The sequence below is a fragment of the Hydrogenimonas sp. genome, from assembly GCF_029932565.1.
Classification (GTDB): Bacteria; Campylobacterota; Campylobacteria; order Campylobacterales; family Hydrogenimonadaceae; genus Hydrogenimonas.
In genome coordinates, this window is record NZ_JAOZPV010000040.1 from 1 (window position 1) to 15,999 (window position 15,999).

General features: G+C 51.3%; 13 protein-coding genes and 1 tRNA gene. All 14 read left to right on the forward strand.

Features of this window, described 5'->3' with window-relative positions; translation table 11 throughout:
- Positions 1-539 (forward strand): EF-Tu/IF-2/RF-3 family GTPase (locus Q1K24_RS06040; protein WP_300362620.1); only part of this gene is annotated, 539 nt, incomplete at its 5' end.
- A 54-nt stretch (positions 540-593) separates the two neighbouring features.
- Positions 594-752: a 50S ribosomal protein L33 gene (gene rpmG / locus Q1K24_RS06045; protein ID WP_300367469.1), complete on the forward strand. Its 159-nt coding sequence runs from the start codon at positions 594-596 to the stop codon at positions 750-752.
- A 26-nt stretch (positions 753-778) separates the two neighbouring features.
- A tRNA-Trp gene (locus Q1K24_RS06050) sits at positions 779-854 on the forward strand.
- Positions 855-872: 18 nt separating this feature from the next.
- Positions 873-1,052 (forward strand): preprotein translocase subunit SecE, encoded by a 180-nt coding sequence (gene secE, locus Q1K24_RS06055; RefSeq protein ID WP_300367471.1) that lies wholly within the window; start codon positions 873-875, stop codon positions 1,050-1,052.
- Between the two features lie 9 nt (positions 1,053-1,061).
- Positions 1,062-1,592 carry a transcription termination/antitermination protein NusG gene (gene nusG, locus Q1K24_RS06060; protein ID WP_300367475.1) on the forward strand — a complete coding sequence of 177 codons (531 nt, stop codon included), beginning with the start codon at positions 1,062-1,064 and terminating at the stop codon, positions 1,590-1,592.
- A gap of 27 nt (positions 1,593-1,619) precedes the next feature.
- The gene (rplK, locus tag Q1K24_RS06065; RefSeq protein WP_300367478.1) at positions 1,620-2,045 is read left to right on the forward strand and encodes a 50S ribosomal protein L11; all 426 of its coding nucleotides are present in this window, start codon (positions 1,620-1,622) and stop codon (positions 2,043-2,045) included.
- Between the two features lie 62 nt (positions 2,046-2,107).
- Complete coding sequence (gene rplA / locus Q1K24_RS06070) at positions 2,108-2,812, forward strand: 50S ribosomal protein L1 (protein ID WP_300367481.1); 705 nt, start codon at positions 2,108-2,110, stop codon at positions 2,810-2,812.
- A gap of 101 nt (positions 2,813-2,913) precedes the next feature.
- A complete protein-coding gene (rplJ, locus tag Q1K24_RS06075) occupies positions 2,914-3,396 on the forward strand; it encodes a 50S ribosomal protein L10 (protein ID WP_300367485.1) in 483 nt (160 codons plus the stop codon).
- A gap of 62 nt (positions 3,397-3,458) precedes the next feature.
- Positions 3,459-3,833: a 50S ribosomal protein L7/L12 gene (gene rplL, locus Q1K24_RS06080; protein ID WP_300367488.1), complete on the forward strand. Its 375-nt coding sequence runs from the start codon at positions 3,459-3,461 to the stop codon at positions 3,831-3,833.
- 139 nt (positions 3,834-3,972) lie between these two features.
- Positions 3,973-8,133 (forward strand): DNA-directed RNA polymerase subunit beta, encoded by a 4,161-nt coding sequence (rpoB, locus tag Q1K24_RS06085; protein ID WP_300367491.1) that lies wholly within the window; start codon positions 3,973-3,975, stop codon positions 8,131-8,133.
- Positions 8,111-12,628, forward strand: a complete 4,518-nt coding sequence (gene rpoC / locus Q1K24_RS06090) for a DNA-directed RNA polymerase subunit beta' (RefSeq protein ID WP_300367494.1) — start codon at positions 8,111-8,113, stop codon at positions 12,626-12,628. The genes rpoB and rpoC overlap by 23 nt, the downstream gene beginning before the upstream one ends.
- A 129-nt stretch (positions 12,629-12,757) precedes the next feature.
- On the forward strand, positions 12,758-13,129 hold the full coding sequence (gene rpsL / locus Q1K24_RS06095; protein ID WP_286336220.1) for a 30S ribosomal protein S12: 372 nt from the start codon (positions 12,758-12,760) through the stop codon (positions 13,127-13,129).
- Between the two features lie 25 nt (positions 13,130-13,154).
- Complete coding sequence (rpsG, locus tag Q1K24_RS06100) at positions 13,155-13,622, forward strand: 30S ribosomal protein S7 (RefSeq protein WP_300367499.1); 468 nt, start codon at positions 13,155-13,157, stop codon at positions 13,620-13,622.
- 116 nt (positions 13,623-13,738) lie between these two features.
- On the forward strand, positions 13,739-15,814 hold the full coding sequence (gene fusA / locus Q1K24_RS06105; protein ID WP_300367502.1) for an elongation factor G: 2,076 nt from the start codon (positions 13,739-13,741) through the stop codon (positions 15,812-15,814).
- The last annotated feature ends 185 nt before the right edge of the window (positions 15,815-15,999 follow it).

The window sequence follows — 15,999 nt, forward strand, 5'->3', positions numbered from 1 at the left end:
AAGACGTCTTCTCTATCTCCGGACGTGGTACGGTCGTTACAGGACGTATCGAGCGTGGTAAAGTCTGCGTTGGTGATGAAATCGAAATCGTCGGTATCCGTGATACTCAGAAAACAACGGTTACAGGCGTCGAGATGTTCCGCAAAGAGATGGAGTGCGGTGAAGCCGGTGACAACTGTGGTGTTCTTCTTCGCGGTACAAAAAAAGAGGATGTTGAGCGCGGTATGGTTCTCTGTAAGCCTGGTTCCATCACGCCTCATACGAAGTTCGAAGCGGAAATCTACGTTCTGACCAAAGAGGAAGGTGGCCGCCATACTCCGTTCTTCAACGGATATCGCCCGCAGTTCTACGTACGTACAACGGACGTAACTGGAGCCATCACGCTTCCTGAGGGAACTGAAATGGTTATGCCTGGTGACAACGTGAAGATCACGGCAGAGCTTATCGCTCCGATCGCACTTGAAGAGGGTACCCGCTTCGCGATCCGCGAAGGCGGACGTACTGTCGGTGCAGGTGTTGTTTCCAAGATCCTTGCATAATGAACCCATGAAGGCACCCTTTGAAAGGTGCCTTCAACCCGAAGGATAATATCAATGAGAATCAATATAGGATTGAAATGCAGCGAGTGTGGTGAGATCAACTACACGACGACAAAAAACTCAAAAACTCATACAGAGAAGTTTGAGACGAAAAAATACTGTTCACGCTGCAACAAACATACACTTCATAAAGAGGTGAAACTCAAAAGCTAAACCCGTGATCGGGTTTCGCTTTTTTTAGGGCAGTAGCTCCAATGGTAGAGCATCGGTCTCCAAAACCGAGTGTTGGGGGTTCGAGTCCCTCCTGCCCTGCCACGTTAAGGAAATGAAATCATGGAAAAATTGATTACCTATGTCAACCATGCAAAAATAGAACTATCCAAAGTCATTTTTCCAACCAAAATGCAGGTTCGACAGGCGTTTTTTGCCGTATTTGTAGTCGTAACAGTCGTATCACTCTTTCTCGCACTGATCGATGTGATCATGTCTGCATCGCTTTCTGCGTTGATTTAAGGGGATTTGATGGCAGCAAAATGGTATGCGATACAAACCTACGCAGGCAGTGAAAGAAGTGTCAAAAACGCAATTGAAACAATGGCGGAACAGCTCGGTATTCAGGACAAAATCGAAGAGATTGTCGTACCGACCGAAGATGTTATCGAAGTAAAAAACGGAAAGAAAAAGATTACAGAACGCTCACTCTATCCGGGATATGTCTTCGCCAAAATGGATCTCGATACCGATCTGTGGCACAAGATCCAGTCGTTGCCTCGGGTATCCCGTTTTATTGGGGAGTCGAAGAAACCGACTCCTCTGAGTGAGAGTGACGTTCAAAATATTCTGGATAAAGTTCGTCATCGTGCGGCACCGAAACCAAAAATCTCGTTCGAACCGGGCGAGATGGTCCGGATCATCGATGGTCCGTTTGCAAACTTCACCGGTATGGTGGAGGAGTTCGATCTCGAGCATGGCAAGCTCAAGCTCAACGTTTCGATCTTTGGTCGAAGTACGCCGGTAGAGATTCTCTACTCGCAAGTCGAAAAAATCATTTAATTAAACTTATTACAGAAGGGAAACGCAATGGCAAAAAAAGTTGTTGATGAATTCAAATTGCAAATTCCTGCCGGGAAGGCGAATCCGTCTCCTCCAGTAGGTCCTGCGCTTGGACAGCGTGGTGTAAACATCATGGAGTTCTGTAAAGCGTTCAACGAAAAGACGAAAGACATGATGGGGTATAACATCCCGGTCGTCATTACCGTCTACTCCGACAGAAGCTTTACGTTTATCACAAAGAAACCCCCGGTAACCGATCTGATCAAGAAAGAGATCGGCTTGCAAAAGGGAAGTGACAACCCATTGAAGAACAAAGTGGCCAAAATCACACGTGAGCAGATCATGAATATCGTGAAAACGAAAATGGACGATTTGAATGCTCATGACGAAGAAGCGGCTGCAAAAATTGTGGAAGGCAGCTGCCGAAGCATGGGTGTCGAGGTCATCGACTAAAGGATCTTTACCGCCAGATCGAAAAGATGCGGTAGCAAAAAAAATTTGCGGAGAAAACAATAATGTCTAAAAAAGTTTCCAAACGAGTACAGAAACTGCTCGAAAAAATTGATACCAACAAAACCTATACAGTCGACGAAGCGACCAAGCTCGTCAAAGATCTTCAATCGGCGAAATTCGACGAAACAGTCGAACTGGCCCTTCGTCTCAACGTCGATCCCCGTCACGCGGATCAGATGGTCCGTGGTGCGGTCGTCCTGCCGCACGGGACCGGTAAAACCGTTCGTGTTGCCGTCTTTGCAAAAGGTGCAAAAGCGGACGAGGCGAAAGAAGCAGGTGCCGATATCGTTGGAGCGGAAGATCTTGTTGAAGAGATTCAGAACGGGAATCTGGATTTCGATATTGTCATCGCAACACCGGATATGATGGGACAGGTCGGCAAGATCGGCCGTATTCTCGGACCCAAAGGCTTGATGCCGAACCCGAAAACCGGAACGGTTACGATGGATGTCGCACAGGCGGTCAAAAATGCCAAAGGCGGACAGGTCAACTTCCGTGTCGACAAAAAAGGCAACATTCATGCCGGTATTGGCAAAGCGAGTTTCGATGCCGACAAACTCGCCGAGAACCTCAAAGCGTTCGTCGTTGCCATCAATAAGCAGAAACCGGCCGCAGCGAAAGGCCGCTATATCCAGAATGCAGCGCTCTCGCTGACGATGAGCCCTTCTGTAAAGCTCGATACCACCGAGTTGATGGATATCAAATAAGCGCAATGCGCACGTTATCTTAGACTGGAGATAGTTAGGGGCCATTGGCTTAATCGGTATTGCACCGCCCTTCTTGAAGTCTCAGTCGGAAAGGAGGAAATATGACCCGAAGCGAAAAAGAACAGCTGGTAGCGGAACTTTCCGATGCGTTTGACCAGGCCAACTGTGTTGTCATCGTCGATTTCAAAGGGATGACAGTCCAAGAGATGGAGAGCTTCCGTAAAATCGGTTTCGAAGCCGGACTCGGAGCACGTGTCATCAAAAACACGCTGGCGAGCATCGCGTTTAAGAATGCAGGCATCGAAGGTGTCGAACTTGTCGATACCAACATGGCTGTCTGGGGAGAAGATCCGATCGCTACGGCCAAAGCTGTCGCGAAATACGCCAAAGAAAATGACAAGTTCGTCATCAAAAGCGGTGTTATCGACAAACAGCCGGTTGACGCTGGAAAAATCGATGAGTATAGCAAACTGGCGGGACGCGAAGAACTGCTCGGCATGCTTCTGTCTGTCTGGACGGCGCCTCTGCGCAATCTGGCTGCAGGACTCGACAATCTGGCGAAGAAAAAAGAAGAAGCCGCATAATCGCGGCGTAAATATTGATGTGGCTTAAAGCCGAAAAAAATATCTATCTATAGGAGATAACGATGGCAATTACAAAAGAAGAATTGTTTGAATATATTGAAGGTCTGTCTGTTCTTGAACTCAACGAACTTGTCAAAGAGTTCGAAGAGCGCTTTGGTGTATCTGCGACTCCGATGGTCGTAGCGGGTGCTGCCGGTGGCGAAGCTGGCGGAGCTGCGGAAGAGAAAACCGAATTTGATGTCGTTCTGACAAGCCCGGGTGCGAAGAAGATCAACGTCATCAAAGTTGTCCGTGAAGTGACAGGCCTTGGTCTCAAAGAGGCGAAAGAGGCTGTCGACAACGCTCCGACGACCATTAAAGAAGGTGCCAGCAAAGAAGAGGCTGAAGAGCTCAAGGCGAAATTCGAAGAAGCTGGCGCGACTGTCGAAGTTAAATAACATTTTAAAACATATATATAAAGGGAAGGTGCAACCTTCCCTTTATACGTTTTACACTACACTATTAGCTTTACGCTTACTTATCGTACCGGTTCCAGGTACTTCCTATGCAACACACTACTGAATGAGGTCTTAGCCCATGCTTAACAATCTTACATCAGGAAACCGCTTACGTGTTGATTTCGCAAAAACTCCCCAGGAGATTGACGTCCCCAATCTTTTGCAACTTCAACAGAGCAGTTACGACAACTTTTTGATGATCAACGAAAAGGATCGATCCGACAGTGGTATCGAACATGTTTTCCGATCTATCTTCCCAATCCACGACCCACAAAACCGACTGACCCTCGAGTATGCAGGCAGTGAAATTACCAAGCCGAAATATACCGTCAGGGAGTGTATGGAGCGCGGACTCACATATGCCGTGTCGCTGAAAATGAAAGTCAGACTGACATTGTGGGAACGAAATGACAAGACAGGTGAGAAAACCGGTGTCAAAGATATCAAAGAGCAGGCCATTTTTGTTCGCGATATCCCGCTGATGACCGAACGAACCTCTTTTATCATCAATGGCGTTGAACGTGTTGTCGTGAATCAGCTCCACCGAAGCCCCGGTGTCATTTTCAAAGAAGAAGAGGCAGCGACGGGTGGCAGTAAACTGCTCTACACGGCGCAGATTATTCCTGATCGTGGCTCGTGGCTCTATTTCGAGTACGATGCAAAAGATATTTTGTATGTCCGCATCAATAAGCGTAGAAAGATTCCCGTCACCATTCTTTTCCGAGCGCTTGGATATACGAAGCAGGATATACTCAAGCTTTTCTATCCTCTGATGAACATTCGTGTCAAGAACAACAAGTTCCTGATGCCGTTCAAGCCGGAGAACTTTGCGGGACGTCTGGAGTACGATGTCAAAGATGAAGATGGCAACCTCATTATTGCCGCGGGCAAGCGGCTCTCTGCGAAACGGGCGAAAAAACTGGTCGAAGATGGTCTTGAGTGGGTGGAATATCCGGTTGATGTCCTGATAGAGCGCCACCTTGCCGAACCGATTATCGATCAGGAGAGCGGTGAAGTCCTGCTTGACACGCTGACGCAGCTTGATGAAAACAAACTCAAAAAGATACTCGAGAGCGGTGTGAAGGAGTTCGTTATTGCTGATGACCTGGCTGCAGGTGTCGACCAGTCGGTCATCAACGCATTCCACGCCGACCAGGAGAGTCTGAAACTTCTGAAGCAGACGGAAGGGATTGAGGATGAAAACGATCTCTCCGCTATCCGTATCTACAAGGTGATGCGCCCGGGTGAACCGGTCACAAAAGATGCGGCGAAAGCATTTGTCAAACAGCTTTTCTTCGACCCCGAACGTTATGACCTCACGCGCGTCGGCCGGATGAAGATGAACCACAAGCTCGGTGTCGAGGTACCCGAGTATGTCACCGTCATGACCGACGAGGACATCATTAAGACGGTCCAGTACCTGATCCGCGTCAAGAATGGACGCGGCCATATCGACGACCGCGACCACCTGGGGAACCGCCGTATCCGTGCGATTGGCGAACTGCTGGGCAACGAGCTGCAGACGGGCCTTATCAAGATGCAGAAGGCGATCCGCGACAAAATGAGTACGATGAGCGGCAACCTGGACGAGCTGATGCCCCACGACCTGATCAATTCCAAGATGATCACCAACACGATCCTGGAGTTTTTCACAAGCGGACAGCTGAGCCAGTTTATGGATCAGACCAATCCGCTGTCGGAAGTGACCCACAAGCGGCGTCTTTCGGCACTGGGTGAAGGCGGCCTTGTCAAAGAGCGTGCCGGCTTTGAAGTGCGCGACGTGCATCCGACCCATTATGGCCGAATCTGTCCGATCGAAACACCGGAAGGCCAGAACATCGGTTTGATCAATACCCTTTCCACCTATGCGAAAGTGAATGATCTCGGGTTCATTGAAGCCCCCTATAAAAAGATCGTGGACGGAAAGGTGACGAACGAGGTCGTTTACATGACCGCAACGCAGGAAGAGGGGCTGACCATCGCGCCGGCGAGTACGAAGCTGACAGAAGATGGTGAAATCGTCGAAGATCTGATCGAAGCGCGAAGAGATGGCGAGATCATCCTCGTTGACCGCAGCGAGATCGATTATATCGACCTGAATCCGCTGATGGTGGTGGGTGTGGCTGCCAGTCTGATTCCGTTTCTTGAGCACGACGATGCGAACCGTGCTTTGATGGGTTCGAACATGCAGCGGCAGGGTGTGCCGCTTCTGATCTCCGAAGCACCGGTCGTCGGTACGGGTGTCGAGAAACTGATTGCCCGGGATGCATGGGTCAGTATCAAAGCCCGGCGTGCCGGTATCGTCGAAAAGGTCGACTCGAAAAACATCTATATCATGGGTGAGGATGAAGAAGGTGCCTTTATCGACCACTACTCGTTGCAGAAAAATATGCGTACCAACCAGAATACGACATTCACGCAGCGCCCGATTGTCAAAAAGGGCGAGAGTGTCGAGGCGGGACAGGTCATCGCTGACGGCCCGAACATGGACCGGGGTGAATTGGCGATCGGAAAAAATATCATGGTCGCATTCATGCCGTGGAACGGATACAACTTTGAAGATGCGATTGTTGTCAGTGAAAAGCTGATCCGTGAAGACACTTTCACGTCGGTTCACATCTACGAGAAAGAGGTTGAAGCGCGTGAACTGAAACATGGTGTCGAAGAGATTACGCGCGATATTCCAAATATCCGTGAAGAAGATATCCAGCATCTCGATGAGAGCGGAATCGTCAAAATCGGCACCTACATCAAGCCGGGCATGATCATGGTCGGCAAAGTGTCGCCGAAAGGCGAAGTAAAGCCGACTCCGGAAGAGCGTCTTCTGCGTGCCATCTTCGGTGAAAAAGCGGGGCATGTGGTCAACAAGTCTCTCTACTGCCCGCCGTCAATGGAGGGTGTCGTCGTCGATGTCAAGATCTTCACGAAAAAAGGGTACGAAAAGGATCAGCGTGCGATCCGTGCCTATGAAGAGGAGAAAGCGGAGCTCGACCGTGAGCACCATGACAAGCTTCTGATGCTTGACCGCGAGGAGATGCTGCGCATCCATTCACTGCTTGGCAGTGCCAAACTCGAAAGCGATGTCGAGATCAATGGCAAAACCTATAAAGCGGGCAAAGTGATCGGCAAAGAGGAGCTTGAAAACGTCAACCGTTTCGCACTCAGCGCAATCGCCAAGCATTTCCCGGAAGAGATTCAGCACAAATACGAGGCGCTGAAGAACTATTTCCAGAAAGAGAAGCGCAAACTGCGGGAAGACCATGAGGAGAAGCTCCATATTCTGGAAAAAGATGACATTCTGCCAAACGGCGTGACAAAACTGGTCAAAGTCTATATTGCCACCAAACGCAAGCTCAAAGTGGGTGACAAGATGGCAGGCCGTCACGGTAACAAGGGTATTGTCTCCAACATCGTTCCCGAAATGGATATGCCTTATCTCGAAGACGGTACGCCGGTCGAGATTATCCTCAACCCGCTGGGTGTTCCTTCGCGTATGAATATTGGACAGATCCTGGAGGTCCACCTGGGTCTGGTGGGCAAGCGTCTTGGCGAGCAGATCCAAGCGATATTCAATGAGAAGAAAAAGGATTTCGTCAAACAGCTCCGCACCAAAATGGAAAAGATCGCCGATGTGGCAAAACTGATGAACGCCAAAGAGATGCTGAGCGCAATGAGCGATGACGAGCTGATCAAATATGCGCGTGACTGGGCGAAAGGGGTCCGATTTGCGACGCCGGTATTCGAAAGCGTCAATGCGGAAGAGTTTGCCAAACTTTTCGAAATGGCAAAAATCGACAGTGACGGCAAATGTGTTCTCTACGACGGCAAAACGGGCGATAGGATGAAAGAGCGGGTCAATGTGGGGTACATGTATATGCTCAAACTGCACCACCTGGTCGATGAGAAGATGCACGCCCGATCCACCGGCCCCTACAGTCTGGTTACGCAGCAGCCGGTTGGCGGTAAAGCGCTCTTCGGTGGCCAGCGATTCGGTGAGATGGAAGTCTGGGCCCTCGAAGCGTACGGTGCGGCCAATGTCCTGAAAGAGATGCTGACGATCAAATCGGACGATGTCGAGGGACGCGTCCGTGCCTATAAAGCGATTACACGCGGTGAAAATGTGCCGCCGGCGGGAATTCCCGAAACCCTGTTCGTTCTTGCGAAAGAACTTCAGTCCCTTGCACTTGATGTAGAGCTTTTAGATGAGGAAGAAGAGAATGAAGAAACTGATACCCATTGAAGTAACGGAAGAGAATCGCCCCAAAGATATCAAGGCGATTCAGCTCAGACTGGCGAGCCCCGAAAAGATCCTCTCCTGGAGCTTCGGTGAAGTCAAAAAGCCCGAGACGATCAACTATCGGACACTGAAACCGGAACGGGACGGACTCTTCTGTGCCAAAATTTTCGGTCCCGTCCGCGACTACGAGTGTCTCTGCGGAAAATACAAGAAGATGCGCTACAAGGGTGTCGTCTGTGAAAAGTGTGGTGTCGAAGTTACCAGCTCCAAAGTGCGGCGCTACCGTATGGGCCACATCGATCTGGTGACACCGGTCGCCCACATCTGGTATGTCAACTCACTGCCAAGCCGTATCGGTACGCTGCTTGGCGTAAAGATGAAAGATCTGGAGCGGGTGCTCTATTACGAGGCGTATATCGTCGAAAATCCCGGCGAAGCGAGCTACGACAACGAAGGCAAAGCGCCGGTTCTGAAATATGACATTCTCAACGAGGAGCAGTTCCAGTCGATCTACACCCGTTTCGCCGACAGCGGATTCCATGCAGAAATGGGCGGTGAAGTGATCAAGCGTCTGCTGGCCGATCTCGATCTTGCCGAGCTCTTCCATACGCTCAAAGAGGAGGTCGAAAAGACGGGAAGCGAGGCAAAACGCAAGACGCTGGTCAAACGTCTGAAAGTGATCGAATCGTTCCTGAATTCCAACAACCGTCCCGAGTGGATGATGCTGGATGTCCTGCCGGTTCTTCCGCCGGACCTGCGCCCGCTCGTCGCACTCGATGGCGGCAAGTTCGCGGTCAGTGACGTCAATGATCTCTATCGTCGCGTCATCAATCGCAACCAGCGCCTCAAACGTCTGATGGAACTGGATGCGCCGGAGATCATCATCCGAAACGAAAAGCGGATGCTGCAGGAAGCAGTCGATGCACTTTTCGACAACGGACGCCGGGGCAATGCCGTCAAAGGGGCCAACAAGCGGCCACTGAAATCTCTGAGCGAAGTGATCAAGGGTAAGCAGGGACGGTTCCGTCAGAACCTCCTGGGTAAGCGTGTCGACTTCTCCGGCCGTTCGGTCATCGTCGTAGGGCCCAATCTCCGCATGGATCAGTGCGGCCTGCCGAAAAACATGGCACTGGAGCTCTTCAAGCCGCATCTGCTCGCGAAGCTCGAGGAGAAAGGGTATGCGACGACGCTGAAAGCGGCGAAAAACATGATCGAGAAGAAGACCAACGAAGTGTGGGAGTGTCTGCAGGAGATCGTCGACGAGTATCCGGTGATGCTCAACCGTGCGCCGACGCTCCACAAACTTTCGATCCAGGCCTTCCACCCGGTTCTGATCGACGGCAAGGCGATCCAGCTGCATCCGCTCGTCTGTGCGGCGTTCAACGCCGACTTCGACGGTGACCAGATGGCGGTCCACGTACCGCTGAGCCAGGAGGCGATCGCGGAGTGTAAATTGCTGATGCTCAGTTCTATGAACATTCTGTTGCCGGCAAGCGGCAAGGCGATCACGGTTCCGAGTCAGGATATGGTTCTGGGGCTCTATTATCTCTCGCTCGAACGCAAGGATGTCAAGGGCTCCAACAAACTCTTCGCCAACGTCAAAGAGGTTCTTACGGCACTTGACGGCGACCATCTCGACATCAATGCGCGCGTGCGTACGATTGTCGACGGTCGCGTCGTCTATACGACGGCCGGACGCCTGATTCTCAAGTCGATTCTGCCCGATTTCGTCCCCGAGCACATGTGGAACAAAGTTCTGAAGAAAAAAGATATCGGCACATTGATCGATCATGTCTACAAGTACGGCGGGCTCGAGATTTCTGCCGAATTCCTTGACAACCTGAAGGATCTCGGTTTCAGATACGCGACGACAGCGGGTGTTTCGATTTCTGCCGACGACATCCGTATTCCGGATGAAAAATACAAACTGGTCGAGGATGCGAAAAAACGTGTCCGTGAAATCCAGCAGCAGTATAGCGCGGGCCTTCTGACGGAACAGGAACGCTACAACAAGATCGTCGACGTCTGGACCGATACGAACAATGCCGTCGCCGAAGCGATGATGAAGCTGATTCGTGAAGACAAAGACGGTTTCAATTCGATCTTCATGATGGCCGACTCGGGTGCGAGGGGTTCCGCGGCACAGATCCGTCAGCTTGCCGGTATGCGGGGATTGATGGCAAAACCGGACGGATCGATCATCGAAACGCCGATTGTTTCGAACTTTAAAGAGGGTCTGAACGTTCTGGAGTACTTCATTTCGACTCACGGTGCGCGGAAAGGTCTTGCGGATACCGCACTTAAAACGGCGAATGCCGGTTATTTGACCCGGAAATTGATCGATGTCTCCCAGAACGTCAAAGTCACGATGGACGACTGCGGAACCCACGAGGGTGTCGAAGTGACCGACATCACGATCGGTTCGGAGATGATCGAGCCGCTGGAAGACCGTGTCCACGGCCGTGTTCTGGCCGATGATGTCATCGACCCGATCAGCAACGAAATTCTGATCTCCGAAGGCACGCTGATCGATGATGAAAAGGCACAGCTGATCAAAGACGCAGGAGTGCGCGCCGTTACGATTCGTACGCCGATTACCTGTAAGGCGCAGGGCGGTGTCTGTGCAAAATGTTACGGTCTCAATATGGGTGAGGGCAAACTGGTCAAAGTGGGCGAAGCGATCGGTATTATCGCGGCCCAGTCGATTGGTGAGCCGGGTACACAGCTGACACTGCGAACATTCCATATCGGTGGTACCGCATCGAGCGAGAAGGCGGAGCGCCAGGCGATTGCAACCAAAGAGGGTTTCATTCGCTACTACAACCTGAAGACCTATACCAACAGCGAAGGAAAACTCCTCGTTGCCAACCGACGCAATGCGGGTATTCTGCTGGTCGAACCGAAGATCAAAGCACCGTTTGCAGGTGAAATGACGGTTCAGACAATACACGAAGAGATCATCTTGACGATCAAGAATGGCGATGAAAAAGTCCGGTACGCACTTCGGAAGAGTGATGTTGCCAAGCCGAATGAGCTCGCAGGTGTCAGTGGAAAGATTGAAGGGAAGTTCTATCTCCCGTTCCCGAACGGTGGCAAAATAGACGAGAAAGAGTCGATCGTCGAAGTGATCAAAGACGGATGGAATGTGCCGAACCGTATTCCTTATGCGGCGGAGCTCCGCGTCAAGGATGGTGCACCCATTACGCAGACGATTCGTGCCGGAGAAAGCGGAACCGTCAAATACTTCCAGCTGCGAGGCGATTATCTCGAGCGTTACAAAGGTGTGGAAGTCGGTGAAAAGATTGAGGAGAAAGGACTTTTCGCTGTTGTCGCCGATGACGAGGGGCGTGAGGCGAACCGTCACTATATTGCACGGGGTTCGATCGTCAAAGTCGGCGACGACGAGAAGGTCGAATCCAGCACCGTGATAGCGGAACCTGTCGGTACCGAACATACGGTGATTGCCGAGTGGGATCCCTATACCGACCCGATCATTGCCGAAGCGAACGGAAAAGTGGCCTTCGAAGATATTGTTCCGGGGATTACGGCGAGCGAGCAGTTTGACGAAATCACGGGACAGACGCGCCTGGAGATCAATGAGTACACACCGCCGGGTTACAAGCCGACGATCGTACTGGCAACGGAGAATGGCGATATTATTCGATATGCCATGGAGCCAAAAACGGCAATTTTTGTCCAGGATGGGCAGGATGTGCATATTGCCGACATCATTGCGAAAACACCGAAAGCGATTGCGAAGTCACGCGATATTACCGGAGGTCTTCCGCGTGTCAGCGAGCTCTTCGAAGCACGCCGTCCGAAAGATCCGGCACTCATCGCCGAGATCGACGGTGTCGTTGCTTTCGGCAAGCCGCTGCGCGGCAAAGAGCGTATCATCATTACGGGTGAGAACGGGCAGACAAGTGAATATCTTGTCGATAAAAACCGACAGATTCTCGTGCACAACGGCGAATTCGTTCACGCGGGCGAGAAGTTGACCGATGGTACCGTAAGCAGTCACGACATTCTGCGTATTCTGGGCGAAAAGGCGCTCCATTACTATATGGTCAGCGAGATTCAGCAGGTTTACCGCCGCCAGGGGGTCAACATTTCCGATAAACACATCGAGATCATCTATTCCCAGATGCTTCGACAGGTACGTATCGTCGATAGCGGCAACACGAAATTTATCGCGGGCGACCTGGTGAGCCGACGGCAGTTTGCAGAAGAGAACGAGCGGATCATGAAGCTGGGTGGCGAACCGGCCATCGCGGAGCCGGTACTTGTCGGTATCACCCGTGCGGCGGTCAGCTCCGACAGTTTCATTTCGGCAGCATCGTTCCAGGATACAACGAAAGTATTGACCGAGGCGAGCATCTCGGCGAAGATCGATCCGCTGGAAGATCTGAAAGAGAATGTTATCATCGGCCGGCTGATTCCAGTCGGTACGGGGCTATATCGGCAGGAAAAAGTCAAACTGGGTGGAGAAGAGGAGTAAAACCTCCCCTCTTCTGCCCAGCGGCAGAGAGCAAGATTAAAAGTTACTTAATTTAAGTTTATTATAAACTTTGTTTGGCTATGATTTGCCATCAATTTTGAGAATACTATCAACAAGAAAGGAATTTGAGTGCCTACCATTAACCAATTGGTTCGTAGAGAACGCAAAAAGGTCATCAAAAAATCGAAGTCTCCGGCACTGGTCAAGTGTCCGCAGCGACGCGGCGTCTGTACGCGCGTCTATACAACGACACCGAAAAAACCGAACTCGGCGCTTCGTAAAGTTGCAAAAGTCCGCCTCACCAGCGGGTTTGAAGTGATCAGTTATATCCCGGGCGAGGGACACAACCTGCAGGAGCACAGCATCGTGCTGGTGCGCGGCGGCCGTGTCAAAGACCTTCCGGGTGTCAAGTACCATATCGTTCGTGGTGCGCTCGATACAGCCGGTGTTGCAAATCGTCGTGTATCACGCTCCAAATACGGTACGAAACGCCCCAAATAATTTAAGAGAATAAGAGGAATATATAATGAGAAGACGACGAGCACCAGTTCGTGAAGTGATGCCTGACCCGATTTACGGCAGTAAAGTGGTCACCAAGTTTATCAACGGGATCATGCTGGATGGGAAGAAATCCGTTGCTGAAACAGTAATGTACAGTGCTTTGAAGATCGCCGAAGAGAAGACCGGCAAAAAAGGAATCGAGGTTTTCGACGAAGCGATTGAAAACGTCAAACCGTTGATGGAAGTCAAAAGCCGACGTGTCGGCGGTGCCACCTATCAGGTACCGATCGAAGTCCGTCCGGTTCGCCAGCAGGCACTCGCGATCCGATGGATTATTGATGCGGCGCGCAAACGAAACGAGCGCACGATGGCGGCACGCCTCGCGAACGAATTGATCGAAGCGAGTGAAAAGCGCGGTGCGGCCTACAAGAAAAAAGAAGACACCTACAAAATGGCAGAGGCGAACAAAGCATTCGCCCACTACCGATGGTAAGCGACTCAGACCTTTACTTGTTCACATGCTCCGGACAGGCTTTGCCTGTTTGGAGTTTTTTAAACTACAATTTGCTATAATCCCCCAAATTTTACCAACGTTAAAAGGAAAACCAGATGGCACGAAAAACCCCCATTGAACGTGTACGAAACATCGGTATCGCCGCCCACATCGATGCCGGTAAAACGACGACGACAGAGCGTATCCTCTACTATACCGGTCTGTCACACAAAATCGGCGAGGTCCATGACGGTGCCGCGACGATGGACTGGATGGAGCAGGAGCAGGAGCGCGGTATCACCATCACCTCCGCAGCGACGACATGTTTCTGGAAAAATCACCAGATCAACATCATCGACACCCCGGGCCACGTCGACTTCACGATCGAAGTCGAGCGGTCCATGCGGGTTCTCGATGGCGCGGTTGCAGTCTTCTGTGCGGTTGGCGGTGTGCAGCCCCAGTCGGAAACAGTATGGCGCCAGGCGAACAAATATGGTGTCCCGCGCATGGCATTCGTCAACAAGATGGACCGTGTCGGTGCCGATTTCTACGAGGTCGAGCGCCAGATCAAAGAGCGCCTGAAATCGAATGCCGTGCCGATTCAGATTCCGGTAGGAGCGGAAGAGGATTTCCAGGGTATCGTCGATCTCGTGACGATGAAAGCGATCATCTGGGAAGAAGAAGGCTTCGGCCAGAAATTCGAAGTGACCGATATCCCTGCCGATCTCGTCGACAAGGCGAACGAATACCGAGAAAAACTGATCGAAGCGGTTGCGGAAACAAGCGAAGATCTGATGGAGAAATATTTCGGCGGTGAAGAGCTGACCGAAGATGAGATCAAAAAAGGTATCAAACAGGCGACGCTTGAAATGACGATGATCCCGATGCTCTGTGGTACGGCATTCAAAAACAAGGGTGTCCAGCCACTTCTCGATGCTGTTGTCGACTATTTGCCGGCACCGACCGAAGTTCGCAACATTCATGGTGAAGACATGGATGGCAATCCGATCGAAATCAGCTCGACGGATGATGGCCCGTTTGCGGCACTCGCATTCAAAATCATGACGGACCCGTTTGTCGGACAGCTGACATTTGTTCGTGTCTACCGCGGTATCATCGAAGCGGGCAGTTATGTCTACAATTCGACAAAAGGCAAGAAAGAGCGTATCGGTCGTCTTCTGAAAATGCACTCCAACAAACGCGAAGAGATCAAAGAGCTCTACGCGGGTGAAATCGGTGCCTGTGTCGGTCTGAAGCAGACACTGACCGGCGACACACTCTGCGACGAGAAAGAGAAGGTCATTCTCGAGCGTATGGAATTCCCAGATCCGGTTATCTCCGTTGCCGTCGAACCCAAAACAAAAGCGGATCAGGAGAAGATGTCGATCGCATTGCAGAAACTCGCCGAAGAAGATCCGAGTTTCCGTGTCCATACAGACGAAGAGAGCGGCCAGACGATCATCTCCGGTATGGGAGAACTCCACCTCGAGATCATCGTCGACCGTATGATGCGCGAATTCAAGGTCGAGGCGGAAGTCGGACAACCGCAGGTCGCCTACCGCGAAACGATCAAAGTACCGGTCGACCAGGAGTACAAATACGCCAAGCAGTCTGGTGGCCGCGGTCAGTACGGCCACGTCTTCCTGAAGCTCGAGCCGCGTGATCCGGGCAGCGGATACGAGTTTGTCGACGCGATCAAGGGTGGTGTCGTTCCACGCGAATACATTCCGGCGGTTGACAAAGGTGTTCAGGAAGCATTGCAAAACGGTGTTCTGGCAGGCTATCCGGTCGAAGATGTCAAGGTCACACTGTATGACGGCAGCTACCACGATGTCGACTCCAGCGAAATGGCGTTCAAACTGGCCGGATCCATGTGTTTCAAAGAGGGTGCGAAAAAAGCGAACCCGATCATTCTCGAACCGATCATGAAAGTCGAAGTCGAAGTTCCCGAAGATTACATGGGTGACGTCATCGGCGACCTGAACCGACGCCGCGGACAGATCAACAGCATGGAAGACCGCCACGGCAACAAGATCGTCAACGCCTTCGTTCCTCTTGCAGAAATGTTCGGTTACTCGACCGATCTCCGCTCTGCAACACAGGGACGCGGCACCTACGCGATGGAGTTCGACCACTACGAAGAGGTTCCGAAAAACGTCGCCGACGAAATCATCAAAAAACGTAACGGCTAAGTGAAAAACCGGGTCTCCCCCGGTTTTTTCAAATGAACAACGAACAGTGAACAATGAAGAGTGAAGGATGTCGCTTCGCTCCAACCATTTCAACTACTCACTACTTACTACCCACTACTCACTCTTTTTTGACCTCGTAGCTCAGCTGGATAGAGCATCGGATTCCTAATCCGAAGGCCGCGCGT